This window comes from Actinophytocola oryzae (genome assembly GCF_004364325.1).
In the GTDB taxonomy this organism is placed as follows: domain Bacteria; phylum Actinomycetota; class Actinomycetes; order Mycobacteriales; family Pseudonocardiaceae; genus Actinophytocola; species Actinophytocola oryzae.
Map to the genome: position 1 here is coordinate 1 of NZ_SOCP01000006.1, position 19403 is coordinate 19403.

A 19403-nucleotide genomic window follows, 5' to 3' on the forward strand; every position below is an offset into this window, starting at 1 on the left:
AAGGCGTCCGCTACGACGAGAACATTCACATTCGCAACCGCTCCAAGGCCCTTCAACCGCCCACAGCGGCCTGAGGTTGACAGAAGGTGTCTCATGACGCGACCTTTCCCACCAGGTGTGCCACGGAGTTGCGCAGCGCGTCGAGGCCTCGGGCCGTCTGGCTCTTGACCGTGCCCTCCGAGCAGCCCATGACCTCGGCCGCCTCGGCGACGGACAGCTCGTCGAAGTACCGGAGGACCAGCACCGCGCGTTGCCGGGGCGGCAACCGCAGCAGGCCCCGGTGGACGAGGTCCTGTGCCCACAGCCGGTCGGGGCTGTCCGAGGGGCCGCGTGCGTCGTCGTGGTGTTCCGGCACGTCGGCTGCCGACTGCTCGGACCGCCGCCACGGCCTGCGCTTCTCGTCGAGCCAGGTGCGCAGCAGGACCGTCCGGCTGTAGTTGACGAGGCTCTCGTCCTTCTCGACGCGGGTCCAGGATCGGTAGATCTTGATCAAAGCCGTCTGCATCAGGTCCTCCGCGAGGTGCCAGTCGCCGCAGTACAGGTACGCCGACCTGCGCAGTCGGGCGGCGTGCCCGACCGCGAACCGGCGAAAGCTCTCCTCGTCGGACTGCCGCATGCGCCCCCTTCCGCCAGTTACCCACGACGAGCGGTGCCTCAGGGTTGCAACGACTCCCGCAGCATGCGGTGGGCGACGGCGCGGGGGTCGGGCTCCACCTCGATCAGCGCGTTGACCACGGCGCCGTCCACCAGCGCGATGAGCTGTTCGAGCCTGCGTTCGTCCGTAGCCATGCCGGTCCTGGCGAGGACCTCCTGCAGCAGCCCGCGCAGCTCGGTGCCGAGCGTGCGCATCAGTGGCCGCAGGTACGGGCGGCGGAACGTGGCGACCAGGCGTTCGTAGCGGAGCAGGACCAGCTCGGCATCGCGGTCGCCTGCCGGCGGCCCGAGCAGCTGGTCGAGGATCAGGTCGATCGTCGAGTCGAGGTCACGCCGTTCGGCGGGCAGGGCCGCGAGCATGGCTCGGCCTCGGTCCAGCTCACCCCTGGCGTGGTGCGCGACGGCGGCGGTGACCAGGTCGTCGAGCGAGTCGAAGTAGTAGGTCGTCGAGGCGAGCGGCAGGTCGGCGCGCTCGGCGACGGCCCGGTGCCGGACGGCCTCGAAGCCGCCCTCGACCAGCAACGCCGCCGCGGCCGCCACGAGCGACTGGCGACGCCGCTCGCCCTTGGGAGTGCTGGCGGCCGTCATGCGGAAAATCGTACGGCTCAGTAGATCCTGGCCACCGCCGTGGCGAACCGAGAGAGGTCCGAGGCGTAGGGGACGGTGTCGTCCGGTGAGTCCGGCGTACTCGCCACGAGCACCAGCAGCCCCCCGGTGGTCGTCGCGGTGGCCTTCGCGCCGTCCCCACCCGAGTCGGTCGCCGCCGACGTGTCACGCGGCATGAGGATCACGCTGATCTCGCCGTCCGGGAGAGGGAACGCCGCACCCCGGGCACCGGGCGGACAGGCAACGGACACCGGAACGGCGTCGTCGACCTTGATGTTGGCGGCGGCCGGGAGCTCGCCCGCGAGGGCAGCAGCGAGCTCCCGGTCCACCTGTTCGCACCCACTAGGAGTGCCGGCGGGCCCCGCAGGCCCGCCATTCCCATCCGAAGAGCCCCCCTGCTTGGGCGTCTCCGGCGGGAAGTTTCGTTCGCCACGCTCCGTCTGCGCGGCAGCATCACTGCCCTCGTCTGGTAACTCGTATGGAGCAGCGTTTCCGTTACCGGGAGCCGCGTCACTTTCCGCACTTGTTACTTCCGAGGGCGAGCCCGCCCCTGTCCACAATGCCACGCCGATCGCCGCGGCGCCCGCCAGTACGGCCACACCAAAGGCGGAACCTGCGAGTAACCCGTTCCGGCGACGCTGGCTCTGGCGTGCTGACTCACGGGTGACGTCGGCGTGCGTGAAGGTCGGCGGCGGGGTCTCCGCGACCACGTCTCTGAGCAGCTCAGCGAGCTTCTTCTCATCCATTCCGCCACCTCCTCCGTCGCTCACGAGGCTGACCTCAGGTCGTCCAGCGTGCCCCCGAGCGCCTCCCGCAACGCGGTCAGGCCCCTGGCCGTCTGGCTCTTCACCGTGCCCTCCGAGCACTTGAGCGCCGTGGCGGTCGCCGCGACGTCCAGGCCCTCGAGGAACCGCAGGACGAGCACCGCGCGCTGGCGCGGCGGCACTGCCCGCAGGCCGTCGAGCAGCGCGGACCTGGTCGCCACGGAGTCGCCGAGCTCGCCGTCCGGTAACGGCGTCTCCGGCAGCTCCTCGACGAACCGTTCCCGTCGCCAGGGGCGCCGGGACTCGTCGATCACCGCACGCACCAGCGTCCTGCGAACATAGGCGTCCAGGGCCCCGCGGTCCCGGATCTTGCGCCATCGCCGGTGCAACGCGACGAACGCGGTCTGCGCGAGATCGTCCGCACGGTGCCAGTCACCGCACAGCAGGTACGCGGACCTCCGCACGGCGTCTCGCCGAGCCGCGAAGTACTCCGCGAAGTCCTCCTCGTCGCGCTGCTCCACGCGGGCTCTCTCTGCTCGTCGTCTGCACTGCCGGGACGGAACGTGTCGGCTCTAAGGTTGCACGAACCTCCACTGTGACGTACGCCACCCCCTTCGAGGCACGCGGGGCACTGGTGAGGATCGGTCCGGCCCGGTGTGGTGTGATCAGATCGTGACCAAGGTGCGGGAGATCGATCTTCGTTCGGACACGCTCACACAACCGGACGAGCCGATGCGGCTCGCCATGTCGCACGCCGAGGTCGGCGACGACGTGCTCGACCGAGATCCCACGATGCGTGCGCTGGAGGAGCGTGCTGCCGGGCTGCTCGGCGTCGAGGCCATGCTCTGGGTGCCGACCGCGTCCATGGGCAACGTCATCGCGTTGATGTCGCACCTGAGCAGAGGCGACCGGTTCCTCGCGCCGAAGCTCGCCCACGTGGTGGAGAACGAGCTGGGCACGGCTTCCTGGCTGGCTGGCGGTCTGCCCGAGGCCGTCGAGTGGGGCGACTGGCCCGGCAGGCTGCCCGTCGAGGCGGTGCGGACGGCCGCGCGGACCGGGCCCTACCACGCACTCCGCACGACGCTGCTGTGCCTGGAGAACACGCACAACGGCGCCGGAGGGACGGTCACCCCGCCCGACGAGCACGCGAAGCTCGTCGCGACGGCGCGTGACGTCGGCCTGCGGGTTCATCTGGACGGGGCGCGCCTGTGGCACGCGTCCGTGGCGCTGTCCGTGCCGCCCGCGGCACTGACGGTCGGGGTCGACACGGTGCAGGTGTGCCTGAGCAAGGCGCTGGGCGCGCCGATGGGTGGTCTCGTCGGCGGCTCGGCCGCGTTCGTCACCGAGGCACGCAGGCTGCGGAAGATGCTGGGCGGCGGTGTGCGACAGGGCGGCGTGGTCGCGGCGGCGGGGCTGGTCGCGCTGGACCGGATCCCCGAGCTCGCCGAGGACCACGCGAAGGCCCGTCAGCTCGCCGCCGGGCTCGCCGAACTCGGCTGGGAGGTCGACGAGCCCGAGACGAACATCGTGCTGGCCGGCACGCCGGACGCGGAGGCCTCGCTGGCCGCGCTCGCGAAGATCGGCGTCCTCGGCGTCCCCATGGGCGGGAAGGTGCGGTTCATCCCGCACCGCGACCTCGGGCCCAAGGACATCGACGAGGTCCTGAACCGGGTCGCGACACTGCGGTCCTAGCGGATCTGCTTGCGCTCCGAGCCGGCCGTGACGGCCTTGTAGCCGACATAGCCGATGGTCACGACCGCGGCGGCGACGAGCAGCCAGCCGACGGCCTTGAGCACCAGGCCGATGATCGTGAAGGCCGCCCAGATGACGACAATCGCTCCGGCGATCTTCAGCAGCGTGTTCATTGCTTCCTCCCCTGTACCGGGTTCTCCCGCTGAACGAACGGCGCTCGCCGGCGGTTCCACCAGTGAACCACCGGCGTCGCCCTGAACACATCGGGGAAATCCACCGGTCCTGATCTCAGGGTGCGAGCCAGTTGCCCAGCCGTTCGAGTGCCGTCTCGACGTCCCGTGTGGGGCCCGCGAAGGAGAACCGGACGAAGCGGTGGCCGAGCTCGGGGTCGAAGTCGATGCCGGGGACGATCGCGAGCCCGGTCTCGGCGAGCAGGCGCTGGCACCAGGCCATGGTGTCGGTGGTCAGGTGCGACACGTCGGCGTAGGCGTAGAAGGCGCCGTCGACGGGGGCCACCCTGTCGATGCCGAGCTTGGTGAGGCCGGTGGTCAGCACGTCGCGGTTGACGCGGTAGTGGTCGACGTGCGCGTCCAGCTCGTCGTACTGGAACGCGGCGGTCGCGGCGTGCTGCGAGAGCGTCGGCGGGCAGATGGTGAAGTTGCCGGTCAGGCAGTCGACCGCGCGGAACAGGCGCTGCGGCACGAGCAGCCAGCCGAGCCGCCAGCCGGTCATGGCGAAGTACTTGGAGAACGAGTTGACCACCACGGCCTCGCGGGAGAACTGCCATGCCGAGGCCGGGGCGTCCCCAACGTAGGAGATGCCGTGGTAGATCTCGTCGCTGACGAGCTGGACGTCGTGGTCGGCACACCAGCCCGCGATGGCGGCGAGCTCGCCGGCAGGCAGCACGGTGCCGGTCGGGTTGGCTGGCGAGGCGATGATCAGGCCGTCCAGCGGGCCCGCGTCCTCGATCATGGCGACGGTCGGCTGGAAGCGGGTGTCCGGGCCGCAGGGTAGCTCGACGACCTCGCAGCCGAGCGCGGTCAGGATGTTGCGGTAGGCCGGGTAGCCGGGTCGGGCCAGCGCGACGCGGTCGCCCGCGTCGAAGGCGGCGAGGAACGCGAGCAGGAAGCCGCCGGACGAGCCGGTGGTCGCGACGACGTCACCCGCGCTGACGTCGAGTGCGTACCGCTTCTCGTAGTGCCCCGCGACGGCCTCCCGCAGTTCGGGGATGCCGAGCTGCTCGGTGTAGCCGAGAGGGGTGCCACGCAGTGTCTCGGCCGCCCTGTCCAGGACGGCGCGTGGTGGCGCGGCCGACGGTTGCCCGGCGGCCAGCGACACCATGTCCCCGTGCGCACGCTGCCGGGCGTTGGCCGCGGACAGCACGTCCATCACGTGGAAGGGTGGGATGTTCGCTCGTGCTGCGACGTTCAACATGGTCACCAGCGTGCATCACCCGATCGTGACGGGCACGGCCGATCCTCGCCGAGGACCGGTCAGTAGCCGACGTACGAGCCACCCGACGCCGTGGCCTTGATACCCGGGACGTTCCCCAGCGAGCCGTACCGCGAGATCGCGTAGTTGACGCCCGCGCAGATGTTGTCCACCGGGTTCCAGATGTCGTTGTGGCCGGGCAGCTTGTACGAGTTGAAGGTCGGGTCGATGCACTGCATCAGGCCCTTCGACGGCGTGCCCTTCGCGGCGTTCGAGTCCCAGTTGTTGATCGCGTGCGGGTTGCCGCCCGACTCGTGCTGGATGATCTGCCAGATCCGCTGGGCGTCGGCCTCGCTGACGTTGATGCCCTGCTTGCGCAGCTCCTCGATCGCCTGGTTGATCCACTCCTGCACGTTGCCGGGCGGCGGGCCACCGGCGGGCGGACCGCCGGAGGAGCCCATGCCGCCACCGCCGCCGCCCCCACCGCCGCCTCCGCCACTGCTGCCCCCGCCGCCGTGGGAGCCGGACCCGGACCCGGTGCCGGCTGACGTCTGCTGAATGGGCTGTTGGGTGACGGTCGCGCTGGCGGTGTTCGTCTGCTGGGTCGGCTCCGGGGTCGCGACCCACTCGATCGGCTGGCCGGGCTGCGGGGTGAACGGCTGGGTGTTCGGCTGCGGCAGCGTGGAGAACTTGCTGGCGGGCGACTTGCTCGCGTTGAGCGTCCGCAGCGAGGCGGCGAACGTCTCCTCGGTGCCCTCGAGGTGAGTGTCGATGTCCGTGGCGGCGTCCGAGCACACGCCGCGGGTCATCGCGTCGAACTCCTCGGTCGTGGCGTGCGGATGGCTGTCACTCCACGTCCTGATGTCGGTGAGGGCCTGGTCGCAACGGGTGGAGATGTAGCTCTGCGCGCCGGTGATGGCGTTCGCGGCGTTGGTCAGCGCGGTCGCGGCGTTGGACATGGCCGTGCCGACGTCGGTGCCCGCGGTCCTGAACTTGTCCATGTAGCCGACGAACGCGTCCGCGGCGGCGCCCTCCCACGCCGCGTCGAGCGTGGTGACGCTGCCTGCCACCTCGGTGCTGTAGGTGCCCACACTCGTCGAGCCGATGGACAGCTTGCTCGCGGCCGTGGTGACCGCCGAGGCGTCCGCGTCCTTGATCTTCGCCACCGCCGTGGTGACCACGCCGCCGCCCGCGTAGCCGGCCAGCGTCTCCGCCGAACCCACCGTCGTCCCCCTCCTAGACCTGCACGTACCGAGGGCCACCGTTGTAGGTGGCCCTGCCCGCGTCCTCGTCGTTCTGCACGGACTGCAACACCGCGTCGAGTGCGCCCGCCACCCCGTCGAGCCGGTTCTCGGCGGCGCTGAACTCGTCGTGCATCAGGTCGTTGACCGCGTCGACCGCTGTCGCGAGCCCGGCAGAGCTGGGCAGCGCGCCGAACGTGGTCGCCGACGTGGTGCCGGTGCCGCCGTCCGGGAACGAGTCGGACACCGAGCCGAACTTCGGCTTGTAGTCCTGCGCCTTCTGGATGCAGCCGTTGATGGCGTCGATGTTGTACTTGGCCATGTCCCACCCCTTCGCATCCGGTCCGACGGCCCCCGCCGCGTCACGGTTCCCTCACTCTAGGCCGCTCAGACCTCGGCCATGAGCTCTTGTACGCAGCTCGCCAACCGGCGGCTGTCGGCCGGGGTGACCGTGCTCCACATGCGCCCGTCGTTGTTCGGCTTGGCGAGGTGGACATAACGCCCACGCGGCGTGTCGTGGAAGGCGACCACCCGGTCAGCGCGAACCATCCGCTGGTCGCGCTGCAGGCGGGTGACGCAGAACTGGCCGCGCACGTTCATGTCACGCACCATGTCGGCCATCGTCTTGGCGTCCGTCCCGGCGATGCCCTTGTTCGTGAGGGAGGCAGCGAAGGCGCGGGCATCGCCGCGAGCCTCGGCGTCGGCGGCCCCGAGCACGTCGGTAGGCACACTGACCGACCGCCCAGGCCCGGCGATCACCTCCCCGGCGATCGACACGGCCGCGGCGGCGATGGACGTCTCCCGGGCGGGGATGAGCCACACCTCTGGCCCGTCGACAGCGCACAGCAACGCGGTGGACCCGGCGACGACCGCGAGCGAGGAGATGCGGTGGTCGGTCCACACCCAGCTGTCGATGGCAAGTTGGTGGTGGGCAAGCAGGTTCAACTGGTCGACGAGGTCCGGGACGGCCCGCTCACGCTCGGCGAGCCCACGGCGCTCGAGGTCGGCGAAGGCCCTGGCCACCAGCCGGCGGCGCTCGGTGTGGGTGCGGCCCGGGCTGGGCACGGTCAGTGCCTCGTGCTTGGCGGGGAGCTTCTCGGACTCCCACAGCACGTCGAACTCGAGCTTGGAGAGAACAACGGTGCCTTTGATCATCTACTGTTCGTCGTCATCCCCGATGGACTCCGGCGCGACGACCCGGTCGTCGTCGAACACGTCGCTCGACTCGACCCCGTAGCGGCGGATGTGCTCCTGGTCCTCTTCACCGTCCTGGTTCCGACCGGCGGCGGCGGGCTGCATGATCGAGCTGCCGGGCTTGCCGGACCGGGCGCCGAACCGCTCGGCGTTGCGGGCCGCCCTGGCTTCTTCTTCAGGCGCGGACCCGAGGGGAACGGGGTTCTTGGCCGGTCCACGCTGCCCGCCGGAACGCGCGAGCCGCTCCCCATCGGCACCGGCGCCGGCGCCACTGGCACCACCGGCGCCGATCGCGGTAGCGGCGTCGGCCATGAGGAGAGGGTTGACGGCGCGGAGCGCCGGGGCGAGTGGACTGACGCCGCTGGGAAGCGAGGGGCCGCCGGGGAAGGGGCCGCCGCCGGTGAGGGGCGGCGCACCCGTGACCGGTGGGTTGCCGCCGACGGTGGGAAGCGGCCCGGCACCAGGACCACTGCCGGGCACGAAGGCCGTGCTGCCACCACCGCCACCTGGTCCGACGCCGGGAGTGAACCCGCCGCCCCCGTTGCCGACGAATCCCGCGACGGAGGAGGTGTGCGTGCTGGTGTCGACGGGCTGCGCGTTGAGGTTCATACCGGGCGGGACGGGCAGCGCCTGGGACCTGCCGAGGGCGTCGATACTGTTCGACTGGTAGTTGTTCATGGCGTCGATGGCCTGCTGGCGAGCGGCGTTGGTGTCCTTGACTTCCTGGGCGTGGTCGGTCGTGTGGCCGAAGAAGCCCATGAACTGGTCGATGCCGTTCTCTTCGGTGGGTCCGTTGAGGGTGCCGGAGTCTGGTGCGCTGTTCTTGGTGGTGGAGAACGCGGCGCCCTGGAAGTCGACACCTTTCGCCGAGTCGGTCACCGGGCCCTGCGACTGCTCGGCGTAGATGCTCGCGTTCTCGGTGGCGGACGTACCACCGGCAGCCGCCTCACCCTGCCAACTGACCCCGATCTCCGAGAGCTGCCGCCGCAGCGCCTCATCGGTGTCCGCGAGGCCATCGGCAAGTTTCACCAGTGCGAGCACGGCGTCGTTGAGTGTCCCCGGTCCAGCGCCGTTGCGCAGGCCATCCACCTGTTCGACGAGCGCCGGGTTGTCATACCCAACGAAACGCAGGTTGCTGAGTCCGTGGTCCCCGGCCATAGCTACTTCCTTACCTGAGGGTCTGCAGCGTCTGCATCGCCATCTCGGCCGCCTGCTCACTTCTCTGGCAGATCTGGTCCTGCTTCAGGTCCTCGCTCAACGGCTCCATCTCCACGTGGAGATGTTGGTTCTTGGCGACGCCGACCGCAACCGCGCAGTCCGAGTCCTCGACTCCCTTGGTGTGGAACTCGGCCGCGGGATAACCGGCAACCGAGATCAACGCCGCATCCGCGTTGCGTCGCTCGTTGAGCCAGAAGCTGACGTCGACGTTCGTCACGGCGATCACGCTGTACGAGTAGAACGGCTCCGCAGCGTCCTTGTCGAGCGTGCAGTCCTTCATGTCCTTGTAGATCTTGATGCCGCCACCGTTTCCCGGCTTCACGCTGTCCACGCCCAACTGCGCCAACTGCGACTCGGTGAAGAGGGTGCACGGATCGAGACCATCCAACGAGATCTCCCTCGGCGGTGGAGGTATCTCCACTGACGGCGAACTCGACGTGTCCGGTTCCGACTGGCTTGCTGGAGCCTTGCCTGGCGTGGCTTCGCCAGCCTCGCTGGTCGTACATCCCGCCAGCAGTCCAACAATGAGAACAGCGGCAGCAAGGCGTGGACTACGCACCCTTGGTCCCGAAGGCAGCAGCGATCTCTTCCTCGGAGTATCCGTAGGCCTTGGCTGTGTCGCCGAGCTGAACGGCCAGTTTCTTGAGGCCCATGAAGTAGTCCTTGACCCGGTTCTTGTATGAGTCGTCGTCACCGATCAGCCGGTCGTTCCACGCGGCCGCCATCCGAACACTCACGTCATCCGCGCCTGGTGGGTCAACGCGCATATCGCTGATGCTGAACTTCCACAGGTTGTGGAGCGCATCCGCCTGCGACTCGATGATGCGGCCCGCGGCCAGGACGTTGTCCCTGTTCACCGTGAAGGTGCCGGACGTGATGGCGCTGGTGGCTCTCTCGACCGCCTTGAAGGCGGCTTCGACGCCACTGGCTACGTCGTCGACGAAGGACATCTCGTCGCTCCCCACTCATCGTGACGATGCGGTCTCTTTCCGCAGGCTACCAATGCCGCGCAGGGGTCACCTGAACTTTGACGAAGAAGGGACCACCCGGGTTCCGCTGATCGGCCGAACCCGCTACGGAGCGGCGACCTCGTCCTCGGCGGCCTTCGCCGCGATGTCGGAGCGGTGGTGGGAGCCGGCCAGGTGGACGTCCGCCACCTTCCGGTACGCGTCCTCACGCGCCTCCGGCAGTGTCGGGCCCGTGCCGACCACGGACAGGACCCGCCCGCCCGCCGACACGATGGCGCCGTCGTCGCGGCGGCGGGTGCCCGCGTGTAAGACCCCGTGGCCCTCGGCGCCGGTGATGACGTCGCCGGAGCGGACCCGGCCCGGGTAGCCCTCCGCCGCGATGACGACCGTCACCGCGTAGCCGTCGTGCCATTCGAGCGGTGGGTGGGTGGCCAGGGTGCCGGTGGCCGCGGCATTCATCAGGCCGGCCAGCGGGGTGCGGAGCAGTGCCAGCACGACCTGGGTCTCCGGGTCGCCGAAGCGGCAGTTGAACTCGATGACCTGCGGGCCGTCGCTGGTGAGCGCCAGGCCCGCGTACAGCAGACCGGAGAACGGGGTGCCCTGCGCCGCCAACTCCTCGACCACCGGCTGGATGATCTTGGCCAGCACGTCCTCGACCAGACCTGGCTGGGCCCACGGCAGCGGGGCGTACGCACCCATGCCGCCGGTGTTGGGGCCTGCGTCGTCGTCGCCGACGCGTTTGAAGTCCTGGGCCGGCAGCAGCGGTACGACCGTTGTGCCGTCGACGACGCAGAAAAGCGACGCCTCCGGGCCGTCGAGGAACGACTCCAGCAGGACGGGGTGGCCGCCGTCCAGGAGCGTCATCGCGTGGGTTCGGGCAGCGGCCACGTCGGCCGTGACCAGCACACCCTTGCCCGCGGCCAGCCCGTCGTCCTTGACGACCCACATGGGGCCGAAGCGGTTGAGGGCGGCGTCGAGCTTGGCGGGGTTGTCGACGACCTCGCTGTGGGCGGTCGGCACACCGGCGGCGGCCATGACCCCCTTCGCGAAGGCCTTCGACCCCTCGATGCGCGCCGCGGCGGCGGACGGGCCGAAACAGGCGATGCCCGCGGCACGCACGGCGTCGGCGGCACCCGCGACGAGCGGCACCTCCGGCCCCACGATGACGAGGTCCGCGTTCCAGTCGGACGCACATTGGGCCACGGACGCCGCGTCGAGGACGTCGACCCCGTAGGTCTCGGCGACCGCTGCCGTGCCCGCGTTGCCGGGGGCACAGGCCAGGGCGGTCACCGCAGGGTCGTGAGACAGCGCGAGCACCAGTGCGTGCTCGCGCGCACCGGACCCGATTACCAGGACACGCACGAGCAAACAGCGTAGATGCCATGTCCGGACGGGGCAGCGCCAGGGCCACGACGTGCTGACCGCCGACGGGTGCGGGAACGCGTCCACCACACCTCAGCGGAAGCACGACACTACACCACAAAAAGCCCTCTGACCTGCGAAAACGCTTCGCCTACAGCATAGTGGCGGCCCCCACCCTCTCCGGGGGCACCCCGATCACCATTCTACTGGGTGGGGGTGACGGGGGTGGGAGTGTTGATCTTGGCTGTGGATAATTCGGTTGGTTGTGGACAGCCGGCCCGGGATCCGGGCCGGCTGTTTGAGCTACTCCACGCCGAGGGCCTGCGCCGCTCCTGGGTGCAGTTTCACCGGGTCGGTCTCCACGGCCTTCTTCCGGTCCAGCGCGCTCGCCGCCTTGTGGACCTTCACCAGCTCGTCCTTCTTGTCGAAGATCAGTTTCGTGATCGCGCAGGCGTTACCCGCCGGGAAGTCCTTGGTCACCAGCAGCAGGTTCGGCACCACGATCGTCGGCACGTCCGCCGGCAGTCCATAGGTGTCTCCCGGCAGGGAACCCTTCTCGTACACCGGGTTGATCTTCTTCAGTGCGTCGAACTGGGGCGTGATGTCGATGAACTTCACGTCATCACCCAGCGACGTCGTCAGGTCCGTCAGCTCGGGAGTGGGCAGACCACCCGACCACACCAACCCGTCGATCTGTCCCGACTTCATCTGGTCCACCGTCGGGCGCAGGGCCAGGCGTTGCGCCGACACGTCCGACTCCGACAGACCCGCCGCCCTCAGCAGGCGGTTCGCGATCACCTCCGTGCCCGACTTCGGCGAACCGGTCGAGATCCTCTTGCCCCGCATGTCCGCCACGCTGTCGATGCCACTGTCGGCACGGACCACCACCTGCGTGTAGTTCGAGTAGATCCTGGCCAGCGCCTCCACCTCCTGCGGCTTGCCCTCGAAGGAGTCCTTGCCGTTCACCGCGTCCGCCGCCGAGTCGGCCAGGGCGAACGCGATGTCGTAGTCGCCAGCCACCAGCTGCTGGATGTTCTGCACCGAAGCGCCCGTCTCCGCGGCATTCGCCTTCAGCGGGGTGTTGTTGCTGATCAGCTGCGCCAACCCGCCGCCGAGGGTGTAGTACACGCCGCCCGTGTTGCCCGTCGCTATCGTGATCCGGCCGTTCGACGCCTCGCAGCTTCCCGACGACTGGGCCGCCTCGTCATTCGTCTGTTTCCCGCCGCAGGCCGTGGCTGCCAGGGCCACCGCCATCGCGGCGGACGCGATCCTCGAGGTTCGCATCATTGGGCTCCTTGTTCTCTCGGGGGATTCGGCGGCCCAGCAGGTGTACGACGACCGCCACCACGAAGAAACCGACGCCGATCGCGATCGACAGCGGTTGCAGGTACAGCAAGAGCAGCGCCGCGGGCACGCACAACGCCCGTTCCGGCCAGCGGGCCTGGCCGAACAGCCAGCCGCCCGTCACCACCGCCAGTGCGGCCACGCCCAGGGCCGAGACCACCACGACCCACACGACCGTCAACGCGTTCCGTTGCAGCAGCAACGCGGATCCGTTGTCCGTCAACACGAACGCGAGCGGCACCAGGAACGCGGGCAGCGTGTACTTCCACGTCTGCCACATCGTCCTCATCACCGAGCCACCGGTGATCGCGGCCGCCGCCACCGCCGCCAGCGCCGTCGGCGGGGTCACCTCCGACAGCACCGCGTAGTAGAAGATGAACATCGCGACCTCTGGCGGTGCCACGCCCAGGTCCGCCAACGCGGGTCCCAGCACCACCCACGAGATGATGAACGACGCCGTCACCGGTACCGCCAGGCCCAGCACGCTCACCGCCACCGCCGCGAAGATCGCGGTCAGTACCAGCACCACCGTCTCGTTCGTCGCCAGCCCGCGGGCCGCGTCCACCAGTGCATCCGCCAACACCAGGCCCAGGCCCGTCTTCGTGATCGTCGACGTGATCACGCCCGCCGCCGCGCAGACCGCCACCACCGGCAGCGCGCCCCTGATGCCCTCCGCCAGGGAGTCGGCTGTCAGGCGCAGCCAGCCGACCACCGAGCCGCCGCCCACCACCTGTGAGATCAGCGCGAACAACGCCGCGACACCCGTCGCGTAGACCACCGCGGCGAACGGCGGGATGTCCAGCGCCAGGAACACCACGATGATCCCCAGCGACGCGAAGTGGTAGCCGCCGCGCTTCAGGATCTGCCACACCGGCGGGGTGTCGAGGTCGACCGGCTTCGCGCCGAACCGCCGCGCGTCCGCCTCCACCGCGAACACGATGCCGAGGTAGTACAGGACCGTCGGCACGATCGCCCACAGCAACACCGTCAGGTACGACGTCTCCAGGTACTCGGCGATGATGAACGCCGCCGCACCCAGCGTCGGCGGGGACAGGATCGCGCCGATTCCCGACGCCGCAAGGAGTCCTCCCGCGTTCTCCCGGGGATAGCCGGCGCGCCGCAGCACCGGCCACGTGATCGCGCCGAGGCTCACGGTCGTCGCCGTGCCGGAGCCCGAGACCGTGCCGAGCAGGAAACCCGACAGCGCGGCGGTTCTGCCGGGTGCCGTGCGGGAGCGGCGGAACGTGGCGAAGCTCAGGTCCACGAAGAACGTGCCCGCGCCGGACGCCGACAGCACGGCGCCGTAGATCGTGAACAGCACGATGTACGTGGCGGCGACGTCCAGTGGGATGCCGTAGAAGCCGCTCTGGTCGTTGTACAGCGCGTTCACGATCTGGCTGAAGTCCACACCCGCGTGCGCGATGTCCCAGTCCTGCGGCAGCAGCCCGCCGTAGTACGAGTACGCCAGGAACGCCAGGCACACCACCGGAAGCACGAGACCGGTCGTGCGTCGGGTCGCCTCCAGGACCAGGACGAGCAGCAGCGCGCCCGCCACGATGTCCGGAGTGGACAGGATGCCCTGCCTGTCGAGGAAATCGTCGTAACCACCGGCGAAACCGCCGCCGCCGATCGGGAGGACCGGGTACAGGCCGACCAGCAGCGCGACGACCGCCAGGCCCCAGTCGAGCGGGCGGGGGTTGTCGGCCCCCTCCGGTGCTGAGCCACGCATGCGGTAGCAGAGGAACACCATCGGCAGCGTCAGCCCGAGGAAGATCACCAGGTAGAACTGGTTGCCCTTCGCGAAGGGCCAGAACACCTGCTTGAGGACCAGGAGCGCGACGGCGATCGCCACCACCCACACGAACCGCTCCCAGCGGCCCGAGAGCCGCCTGGCGGGACGTTCCTCGTCGTGCTCGCCGACCGTGGCGGCCACGTCGACATCCCTGTCCTCCGCAGACCTGGTCACCATCGGCAACCTACCGGTCACACAGGTTGAAAGATCAGATGCGTAATCGCTTCGTCACCTTCTCCTTCGGTGGAGTTCGCTCAGGTCGGCGAGGATCCGTGGGCCGTTGAGCCATGAGGAGGAAGTCCGTGAGTTCGAAGTTTCCGCGCCTCGCCGTCACCGCGGCCGTCGCGCTCGCCCTGGTCGGCGCGGCTCCCGCGACCGCCGAGCACCACACGCCACCGAGCAGGGACCACGACACCTTCACGATCGTCGGCCACCGCGGCGCGGCGGGCTACCGGCCGGAGCACACGCTGGCGTCCTACGAGCTCGCGGCGCGGATGGGTGCCGACTACGTCGAGCCGGATCTCGTGATCACCAGGGACGGGGTCCTGGTCGCGCGGCACGAGCCCGAGATCGGCGGCACGACCGACGTCGCGAGCCACCCCGAGTTCGCGAACCGCAGGACCACGAAGTCACTCGACGGGGTTCAGGTCACCGGCTGGTTCACCGAGGACTTCACGCTCCGCGAGCTGAAGACACTGCGTGCCACGGAACGCATCCCGGACGTCCGCCAGCGCAACACCATCTACGACGGCAGGTACCAGATCCCGACGTTCCAGGAGGTCATCGACCTCGTCAGGCGGCTGTCGAAGGAGCTGCACCGGCAGATCGGCATCTACCCCGAAACCAAACATCCTTCGTACTTCCGCAAGCAGGGCCTGCCGCTCGAGCCCCGGCTCGTCGACACGCTCGACCGCAACGGGCTCAACCGGTCGGACGCCAAGGTGTACGTGCAGTCGTTCGAGGTCGGCAACCTGATCGACCTGCACAGGAAGCTGCGCGTGCCGCTGGTTCAGCTGACCGGCGCGACCGGCGCCCCGTTCGACTTCGTGGACTCCGGCGACCCACGCACCTACGCCGACATCACCTCGGCCACGGGCCTCAGGGACGTCGCCAGGTACGCCAAGGGCCTCGGGCCGGACAAGAACCAGATCATCCCGCGTGACGCGGCCGGCTTCCTGCTCTCGCCCACGACGCTGGTCAGGGACGCGCACCGGGCGGGCCTGACGGTCCACCCGTACACGTTCCGCGCCGAGAACACGTTCCTGCCGGCCGACTTCCGCTCGTCGGCGGACCCGACGGCCTACGGCGACCTCTTCGGCGAGATCGCCGTGTTCCGGGCCACGGGCATCGACGGCCTGTTCACCGACAACACCGACATCGCGGTGGCACAGGAACAGCCGGCGGCCTAGGAACCGAGCATCGAGTGCCGGACGATCGTCTGGTCACGTCCGGGGCCCACTCCGACCGCGGAGAACCGGGCCCCGGACAGCTCCTCCAGCCGCGCCACGTACGCCTTCGCGTTGGCGGGCAGCTCGTCGAACGACCGGCACTCGGAGATGTCCTCCCACCAACCCGGCATCTGCTCGTAGACCGGCACGGCGTGGTGGACGTCCGTCTGCGTCATCGGCATGTCGTGCACGGTCTCGCCGTTCACCTTGTACGCCACGCAGATCGGCACGGTGTCCAGACCGGACAGCACGTCCAGCTTGGTGAGGAAGTAGTCCGTGATCCCGTTGACGCGTGCGGCGTAGCGGGCGATCACGGCGTCGAACCAGCCGGTGCGCCGCGACCGTCCCGTGGTGACACCGATCTCGCCGCCGGTCTTGCGCAGCCGTTCACCCATCTCGTCGTGCAGCTCGGTCGGGAACGGACCGGAGCCGACGCGGGTGGTGTAGGCCTTGAGGATGCCGATCACCGTCGTGATGCGGGTCGGGCCGATGCCCGAGCCTGCCGACGCGCCGCCCGCGGTGGGGTTGGACGAGGTCACGAACGGGTACGTGCCGTGGTCGACGTCCAGGAGTGTGCCCTGCGAACCCTCGAGCAGCACGGTCTCGCCGCGCTCGAGCGCCTGGTTGAGCAGCAGGCGGGTGTCGGCGATGCGGTGGGCGAACTTCTCGCCGCACTCCAGCACGGAGTCCACGACCTGCTCGGGGTCGAGTGCCCTGCGGTTGTAGACCTTGACCAGGATCTGGTTCTTGACGTCGAGTGCCGCCTCGACCTTCTGCCGCAGGATCTTCTCGTCGAGCAGGTCCTGCACCCGCACGCCGACGCGCGACACCTTGTCCTGGTAGGCCGGACCGATGCCCCGGCCCGTCGTGCCGATCTTCGCCTTGCCGAGGTAGCGTTCGGTGACTTTGTCGATCGCCACGTGGTACGGCATGATCAGGTGCGCGTCGGCGGAGATGAGCAGACGGGACGTGTCGACATCGCGGGCCTCGAGGCCCGCCAGCTCGGTCAGCAGCACACCGGGGTCGACCACCACACCGTTGCCGATCACGTTGGTCACGCCGGGCGTCAGGATGCCGGAGGGAATCAGGTGGAGTGCGAAGTCCTGCCCGTCGGGCAGGACCACCGTGTGGCCGGCGTTGTTGCCGCCCTGGTAGCGGACCACCCACTGGACCTGCTCGCCAAGGAGATCGGTCGCCTTGCCTTTTCCTTCGTCGCCCCACTGGGCGCCGATGAGCACGATGGCCGGCATGTGAGACTCCCCGATGTCATGGATGTAGGGCTTGGCGAAATGCCGGTGATTGAGCGTAGACCAGGAGTCCGCCAGTGGTTGCACTAATACTCGGTTGTGGGACGGCTGTCACCAGTGGTGACTGGTCAAAACTGGCGTCGAGCACGGGATCGATGCCCCACGAGATCCCCGCCACACCAGGTCGGAACGACATCGACCCCCACCTGAAGGGTGACGAGTACGACCGCGTCGTCGTACACGGCACCGACGCCGACCTGGCCGCCGTCGTGCTTCGCCTGCTGCGGACCGACCGGGTGGCCGACGTCCCGATCGGGTTCGTGCCCACTGACCGTGCACAGTCGGTCGCGGCGCGGGTGTGGGGGCTGCCGGAGGACATGGTCGGGACGGCACTGACGGGTGGTGACCGACCGTTGCCGCTCGTGCGGGACGACGTCGGCGGCGTCCTCGTCGGGCTCGGCGTCCTCCTTTCCGTGCACGGCACGGTGTACTGCGACGACGCGGTCGCGCTGCGTGGCGACGCGGGCCGGGTCGAGGTGACCCCGGCCGCCGACGGTGTCGAGGTCCGGGTCGTGCGGGGCAGGCTGCGCCGCCCCACCGTCCACACCGGCCGCGCGGTGCAGTTCGGCATCGACGGGACCGTGCCGGTGTGTGACGGGCAGCCGCACCCGAGGCCGGTCACGCGCTGGACGTGGTACCGCCACACCGAGGACCTCCGCACGATCCGCTGAACCCGCCCCCGGGTGCGAGTGCAAAGTACTTTTGGATCGCACACCGGGACGGCCCGCTCGAATGAGACGATCCGGGCGTGGGCCGCCGAGCGGTTCTTACCCGTTCTGGCGCAACCCTGTTCGGCTACCGGGTGGATCCGGCACCGGCCAAGCGGCCGCCGCTGCCCGCGTGAGCTGGGGGCGGCGGGCCCGCGAGGGGGTCTCGCCGCCCTTCAACGTTCGATAACGCTTTGCCGCAGGGCAACTTCGGTGCGCGACAGTCAGAGCCATGAACCCTGCATCCCGTTTCCGCTCCCTGTTCGCCGTCCTCGCGTTACTGGTCGCGTTGGCGGTGGCCCTCCCGGCCGCCGCGAGCGCGACACCACCCGGCATCCCGTCCGAGGCCACCGCACGAACCGAGCTCGCCGCGCTGACCGTGCGTGCCGACGGCTCGAGCAGCGGCTACTCACGGGACCTGTTCCCGCACTGGAACACCGTCTCCGGGGCGTGCAACACGCGGGAGACGGTCCTGAAGCGGGACGGCACCGGCGTGGTCACCGACTCGTCGTGCGCGGCCACCTCGGGCAGCTGGTACAGCCCGTACGACGGCGCGACCTGGACCGCGGCGTCCGATGTGGACATCGACCACGTCGTGCCGCTCGCGAACGCCTGGCGCACCGGCGCCTCCGGCTGGACGACCGCGCGCCGCACGCAGTTCGCCAACGACGTGACCAACCCGCAGTTGATCGCCGTGACGGACAACGTGAACCAGTCGAAGGGTGACCAGTCGCCCGCGACGTGGAAGCCGTCGCAGACCGCGTACTGGTGCACCTACGCGAAGATGTGGCTCCACGTGAAGTACCGGTACGCGCTGACCGTCAACTCCACCGAGAAGTCGGCCCTCACCACGATGCTCGGCTACTGCTGACCTCTTCGGCCCACGACGAAAGTCGGCTTTTCCGCCAGGACATTGCCTCCCTGCGGCGACGAGGCGCATCGTCGAGTCGCGTACGACTACACGGGAGGCTCGATGTCGGGGAAAGCGTTCGGTGTCTGCGTCGCCTCACTGGTCCTTGCCGCCGGGGCTGTCGCAGGTCTCGGCGGCACGGCGGCGGCGACACCGCCCGGAGTTCCCTCCGCGGCGACGGCCGCACGGGAGCTCGCGGCGCTCACGGTCGCGGCGGACGGCTCGATGAGCGGCTACGACCGGGACAAGTTCCCGCACTGGCACACGGTTTCCGGCTCGTGCGACACGCGGGAGACGGTGCTGGACCGGGACGGCGACGGGGTCGAGGCGGGCAGCGACTGCGCGCCGACCTCGGGCAGCTGGACCAGTCCGTACGACGGGGACACGTGGTCCCAACCATCCGATGTGGACATCGACCACATGGTCCCGCTCGCGGCGGCGTGGCGCACCGGCGCCTCGTCGTGGACGGCCGCGCGACGCGAGGCGTTCGCGAACGACCTCGACTCGCCCCAGTTGTGGGCGGTCACGGACAACGTGAACCAGTCCAAGGGCGACCAGACGCCGGACACGTGGAAGCCGCCGCTCGAGTCGGAGTGGTGTGAGTACTCACGGGCCTACACACACGTCAAGTACCTGTACGACCTGACGGTCAACGCGGCCGAAGAGGGTGCACTGGAGGACATGCTCGCGACCTGCTGACCGGCCCAGAACGCAACGAAGGACTCCTTTCTTACGGTGAACGCAAGGAAGGAGTCCTTCAGTGCT

General features: G+C 69.4%; 21 protein-coding genes. 5 read left to right on the forward strand and 16 right to left on the reverse strand.

Going from position 1 to position 19403, the window contains the following annotated elements; translation table 11 throughout:
- Positions 1-91: 91 nt before the first annotated feature.
- The 4 genes from CLV71_RS17775 to CLV71_RS17790 form a co-directional block, all read right to left on the reverse strand.
- Positions 92-616 (reverse strand): RNA polymerase sigma factor, encoded by a 525-nt coding sequence (locus CLV71_RS17775; RefSeq protein ID WP_133903923.1) that lies wholly within the window; start codon positions 614-616, stop codon positions 92-94.
- A 38-nt stretch (positions 617-654) separates the two neighbouring features.
- Positions 655-1242: a TetR/AcrR family transcriptional regulator gene (locus tag CLV71_RS17780; RefSeq protein ID WP_133903924.1), complete on the reverse strand. Its 588-nt coding sequence runs from the start codon at positions 1240-1242 to the stop codon at positions 655-657.
- A gap of 17 nt (positions 1243-1259) precedes the next feature.
- Positions 1260-1589 (reverse strand): hypothetical protein, encoded by a 330-nt coding sequence (locus tag CLV71_RS17785; protein ID WP_133903925.1) that lies wholly within the window; start codon positions 1587-1589, stop codon positions 1260-1262.
- 437 nt (positions 1590-2026) lie between these two features.
- Positions 2027-2545, reverse strand: a complete 519-nt coding sequence (locus tag CLV71_RS17790; protein WP_133903926.1) for a SigE family RNA polymerase sigma factor — start codon at positions 2543-2545, stop codon at positions 2027-2029.
- A gap of 151 nt (positions 2546-2696) precedes the next feature.
- Between CLV71_RS17790 and CLV71_RS17795 the strand changes: the two genes are divergently transcribed.
- Positions 2697-3716, forward strand: coding sequence for a threonine aldolase family protein (locus CLV71_RS17795; RefSeq protein ID WP_133903927.1), 1020 nt, complete (start codon positions 2697-2699; stop codon positions 3714-3716).
- On the opposite strand, the gene CLV71_RS47705 is transcribed toward CLV71_RS17795, so the two are convergent.
- The 11 genes from CLV71_RS47705 to CLV71_RS17840 form a co-directional block, all read right to left on the reverse strand.
- Entirely contained in the window at positions 3713-3889 is a 177-nt protein-coding gene (locus CLV71_RS47705; RefSeq protein WP_166664144.1) for a hypothetical protein, read from the reverse strand. The two genes, CLV71_RS17795 and CLV71_RS47705, sit on opposite strands and share 4 nt — an antisense overlap.
- A 115-nt stretch (positions 3890-4004) precedes the next feature.
- A complete protein-coding gene (locus tag CLV71_RS17800) occupies positions 4005-5150 on the reverse strand; it encodes a pyridoxal phosphate-dependent aminotransferase (protein WP_133903928.1) in 1146 nt (381 codons plus the stop codon).
- A gap of 59 nt (positions 5151-5209) precedes the next feature.
- Positions 5210-6370: a transglycosylase SLT domain-containing protein gene (locus CLV71_RS17805; RefSeq protein ID WP_166664145.1), complete on the reverse strand. Its 1161-nt coding sequence runs from the start codon at positions 6368-6370 to the stop codon at positions 5210-5212.
- 13 nt (positions 6371-6383) lie between these two features.
- A complete protein-coding gene (locus CLV71_RS17810) occupies positions 6384-6710 on the reverse strand; it encodes a hypothetical protein (RefSeq protein WP_133903930.1) in 327 nt (108 codons plus the stop codon).
- 65 nt (positions 6711-6775) lie between these two features.
- Positions 6776-7543, reverse strand: a complete 768-nt coding sequence (locus CLV71_RS17815; protein ID WP_133903931.1) for an ESX secretion-associated protein EspG — start codon at positions 7541-7543, stop codon at positions 6776-6778.
- Positions 7544-8740, reverse strand: coding sequence for a PPE domain-containing protein (locus CLV71_RS17820; protein ID WP_133903932.1), 1197 nt, complete (start codon positions 8738-8740; stop codon positions 7544-7546).
- Positions 8741-8750: 10 nt separating this feature from the next.
- The gene (locus CLV71_RS17825) at positions 8751-9359 is read right to left on the reverse strand and encodes a DUF3558 domain-containing protein (protein ID WP_166664146.1); all 609 of its coding nucleotides are present in this window, start codon (positions 9357-9359) and stop codon (positions 8751-8753) included.
- Positions 9352-9750, reverse strand: a complete 399-nt coding sequence (locus CLV71_RS47710) for a hypothetical protein (protein WP_166664147.1) — start codon at positions 9748-9750, stop codon at positions 9352-9354. The genes CLV71_RS17825 and CLV71_RS47710 overlap by 8 nt, the downstream gene beginning before the upstream one ends.
- A gap of 123 nt (positions 9751-9873) precedes the next feature.
- On the reverse strand, positions 9874-11130 hold the full coding sequence (purD, locus tag CLV71_RS17830; RefSeq protein WP_133903934.1) for a phosphoribosylamine--glycine ligase: 1257 nt from the start codon (positions 11128-11130) through the stop codon (positions 9874-9876).
- Positions 11131-11433: 303 nt separating this feature from the next.
- Positions 11434-12414 (reverse strand): TAXI family TRAP transporter solute-binding subunit, encoded by a 981-nt coding sequence (locus tag CLV71_RS17835; protein WP_133904312.1) that lies wholly within the window; start codon positions 12412-12414, stop codon positions 11434-11436.
- Complete coding sequence (locus CLV71_RS17840; protein WP_133903935.1) at positions 12335-14443, reverse strand: TRAP transporter permease; 2109 nt, start codon at positions 14441-14443, stop codon at positions 12335-12337. The genes CLV71_RS17835 and CLV71_RS17840 overlap by 80 nt, the downstream gene beginning before the upstream one ends.
- Positions 14444-14553: 110 nt before the next feature.
- Between CLV71_RS17840 and CLV71_RS17845 the strand changes: the two genes are divergently transcribed.
- On the forward strand, positions 14554-15675 hold the full coding sequence (locus CLV71_RS17845; protein ID WP_133903936.1) for a glycerophosphodiester phosphodiesterase: 1122 nt from the start codon (positions 14554-14556) through the stop codon (positions 15673-15675).
- On the opposite strand, the gene CLV71_RS17850 is transcribed toward CLV71_RS17845, so the two are convergent.
- Entirely contained in the window at positions 15672-16964 is a 1293-nt protein-coding gene (locus CLV71_RS17850; protein ID WP_133903937.1) for an adenylosuccinate synthase, read from the reverse strand. The genes CLV71_RS17845 and CLV71_RS17850 overlap by 4 nt on opposite strands.
- A 152-nt stretch (positions 16965-17116) precedes the next feature.
- Between CLV71_RS17850 and CLV71_RS17855 the strand changes: the two genes are divergently transcribed.
- From CLV71_RS17855 to CLV71_RS17865, 3 genes are all read left to right on the forward strand, one after another.
- Positions 17117-17692 carry a hypothetical protein gene (locus CLV71_RS17855; protein ID WP_133903938.1) on the forward strand — a complete coding sequence of 192 codons (576 nt, stop codon included), beginning with the start codon at positions 17117-17119 and terminating at the stop codon, positions 17690-17692.
- 268 nt (positions 17693-17960) lie between these two features.
- Positions 17961-18599, forward strand: coding sequence for an HNH endonuclease family protein (locus CLV71_RS17860; RefSeq protein WP_133903939.1), 639 nt, complete (start codon positions 17961-17963; stop codon positions 18597-18599).
- Between the two features lie 102 nt (positions 18600-18701).
- The gene (locus tag CLV71_RS17865) at positions 18702-19337 is read left to right on the forward strand and encodes an HNH endonuclease family protein (RefSeq protein WP_243866545.1); all 636 of its coding nucleotides are present in this window, start codon (positions 18702-18704) and stop codon (positions 19335-19337) included.
- Positions 19338-19403: the final 66 nt, after the last annotated feature.

Excerpts from the sequence above, each read along its gene's own strand:
- CLV71_RS17850 (WP_133903937.1), bottom strand. The coding sequence starts at position 16,964 with ATGCCGGCCATCGTGCTCATCGGCGCCCAGTGGGGCGACGAAGGAAAA.
- CLV71_RS17845 (WP_133903936.1), top strand. The coding sequence starts at position 14,554 with ATGAGGAGGAAGTCCGTGAGTTCGAAGTTTCCGCGCCTCGCCGTCACC.
- CLV71_RS17855 (WP_133903938.1), top strand. The coding sequence starts at position 17,117 with ATGCCCCACGAGATCCCCGCCACACCAGGTCGGAACGACATCGACCCC.
- CLV71_RS17840 (WP_133903935.1), bottom strand. The coding sequence starts at position 14,443 with ATGGTGACCAGGTCTGCGGAGGACAGGGATGTCGACGTGGCCGCCACG.
- CLV71_RS47710 (WP_166664147.1), bottom strand. The coding sequence starts at position 9,750 with ATGTCCTTCGTCGACGACGTAGCCAGTGGCGTCGAAGCCGCCTTCAAG.
- CLV71_RS17780 (WP_133903924.1), bottom strand. The coding sequence starts at position 1,242 with ATGACGGCCGCCAGCACTCCCAAGGGCGAGCGGCGTCGCCAGTCGCTC.
- CLV71_RS47705 (WP_166664144.1), bottom strand. The coding sequence starts at position 3,889 with ATGAACACGCTGCTGAAGATCGCCGGAGCGATTGTCGTCATCTGGGCG.
- CLV71_RS17860 (WP_133903939.1), top strand. The coding sequence starts at position 17,961 with ATGAACCCTGCATCCCGTTTCCGCTCCCTGTTCGCCGTCCTCGCGTTA.
- CLV71_RS17810 (WP_133903930.1), bottom strand. The coding sequence starts at position 6,710 with ATGGCCAAGTACAACATCGACGCCATCAACGGCTGCATCCAGAAGGCG.
- CLV71_RS17775 (WP_133903923.1), bottom strand. The coding sequence starts at position 616 with ATGCGGCAGTCCGACGAGGAGAGCTTTCGCCGGTTCGCGGTCGGGCAC.
- CLV71_RS17800 (WP_133903928.1), bottom strand. The coding sequence starts at position 5,150 with ATGTTGAACGTCGCAGCACGAGCGAACATCCCACCCTTCCACGTGATG.
- CLV71_RS17820 (WP_133903932.1), bottom strand. The coding sequence starts at position 8,740 with ATGGCCGGGGACCACGGACTCAGCAACCTGCGTTTCGTTGGGTATGAC.
- CLV71_RS17835 (WP_133904312.1), bottom strand. The coding sequence starts at position 12,414 with ATGCGAACCTCGAGGATCGCGTCCGCCGCGATGGCGGTGGCCCTGGCA.
- CLV71_RS17815 (WP_133903931.1), bottom strand. The coding sequence starts at position 7,543 with ATGATCAAAGGCACCGTTGTTCTCTCCAAGCTCGAGTTCGACGTGCTG.
- CLV71_RS17865 (WP_243866545.1), top strand. The coding sequence starts at position 18,702 with ATGTCGGGGAAAGCGTTCGGTGTCTGCGTCGCCTCACTGGTCCTTGCC.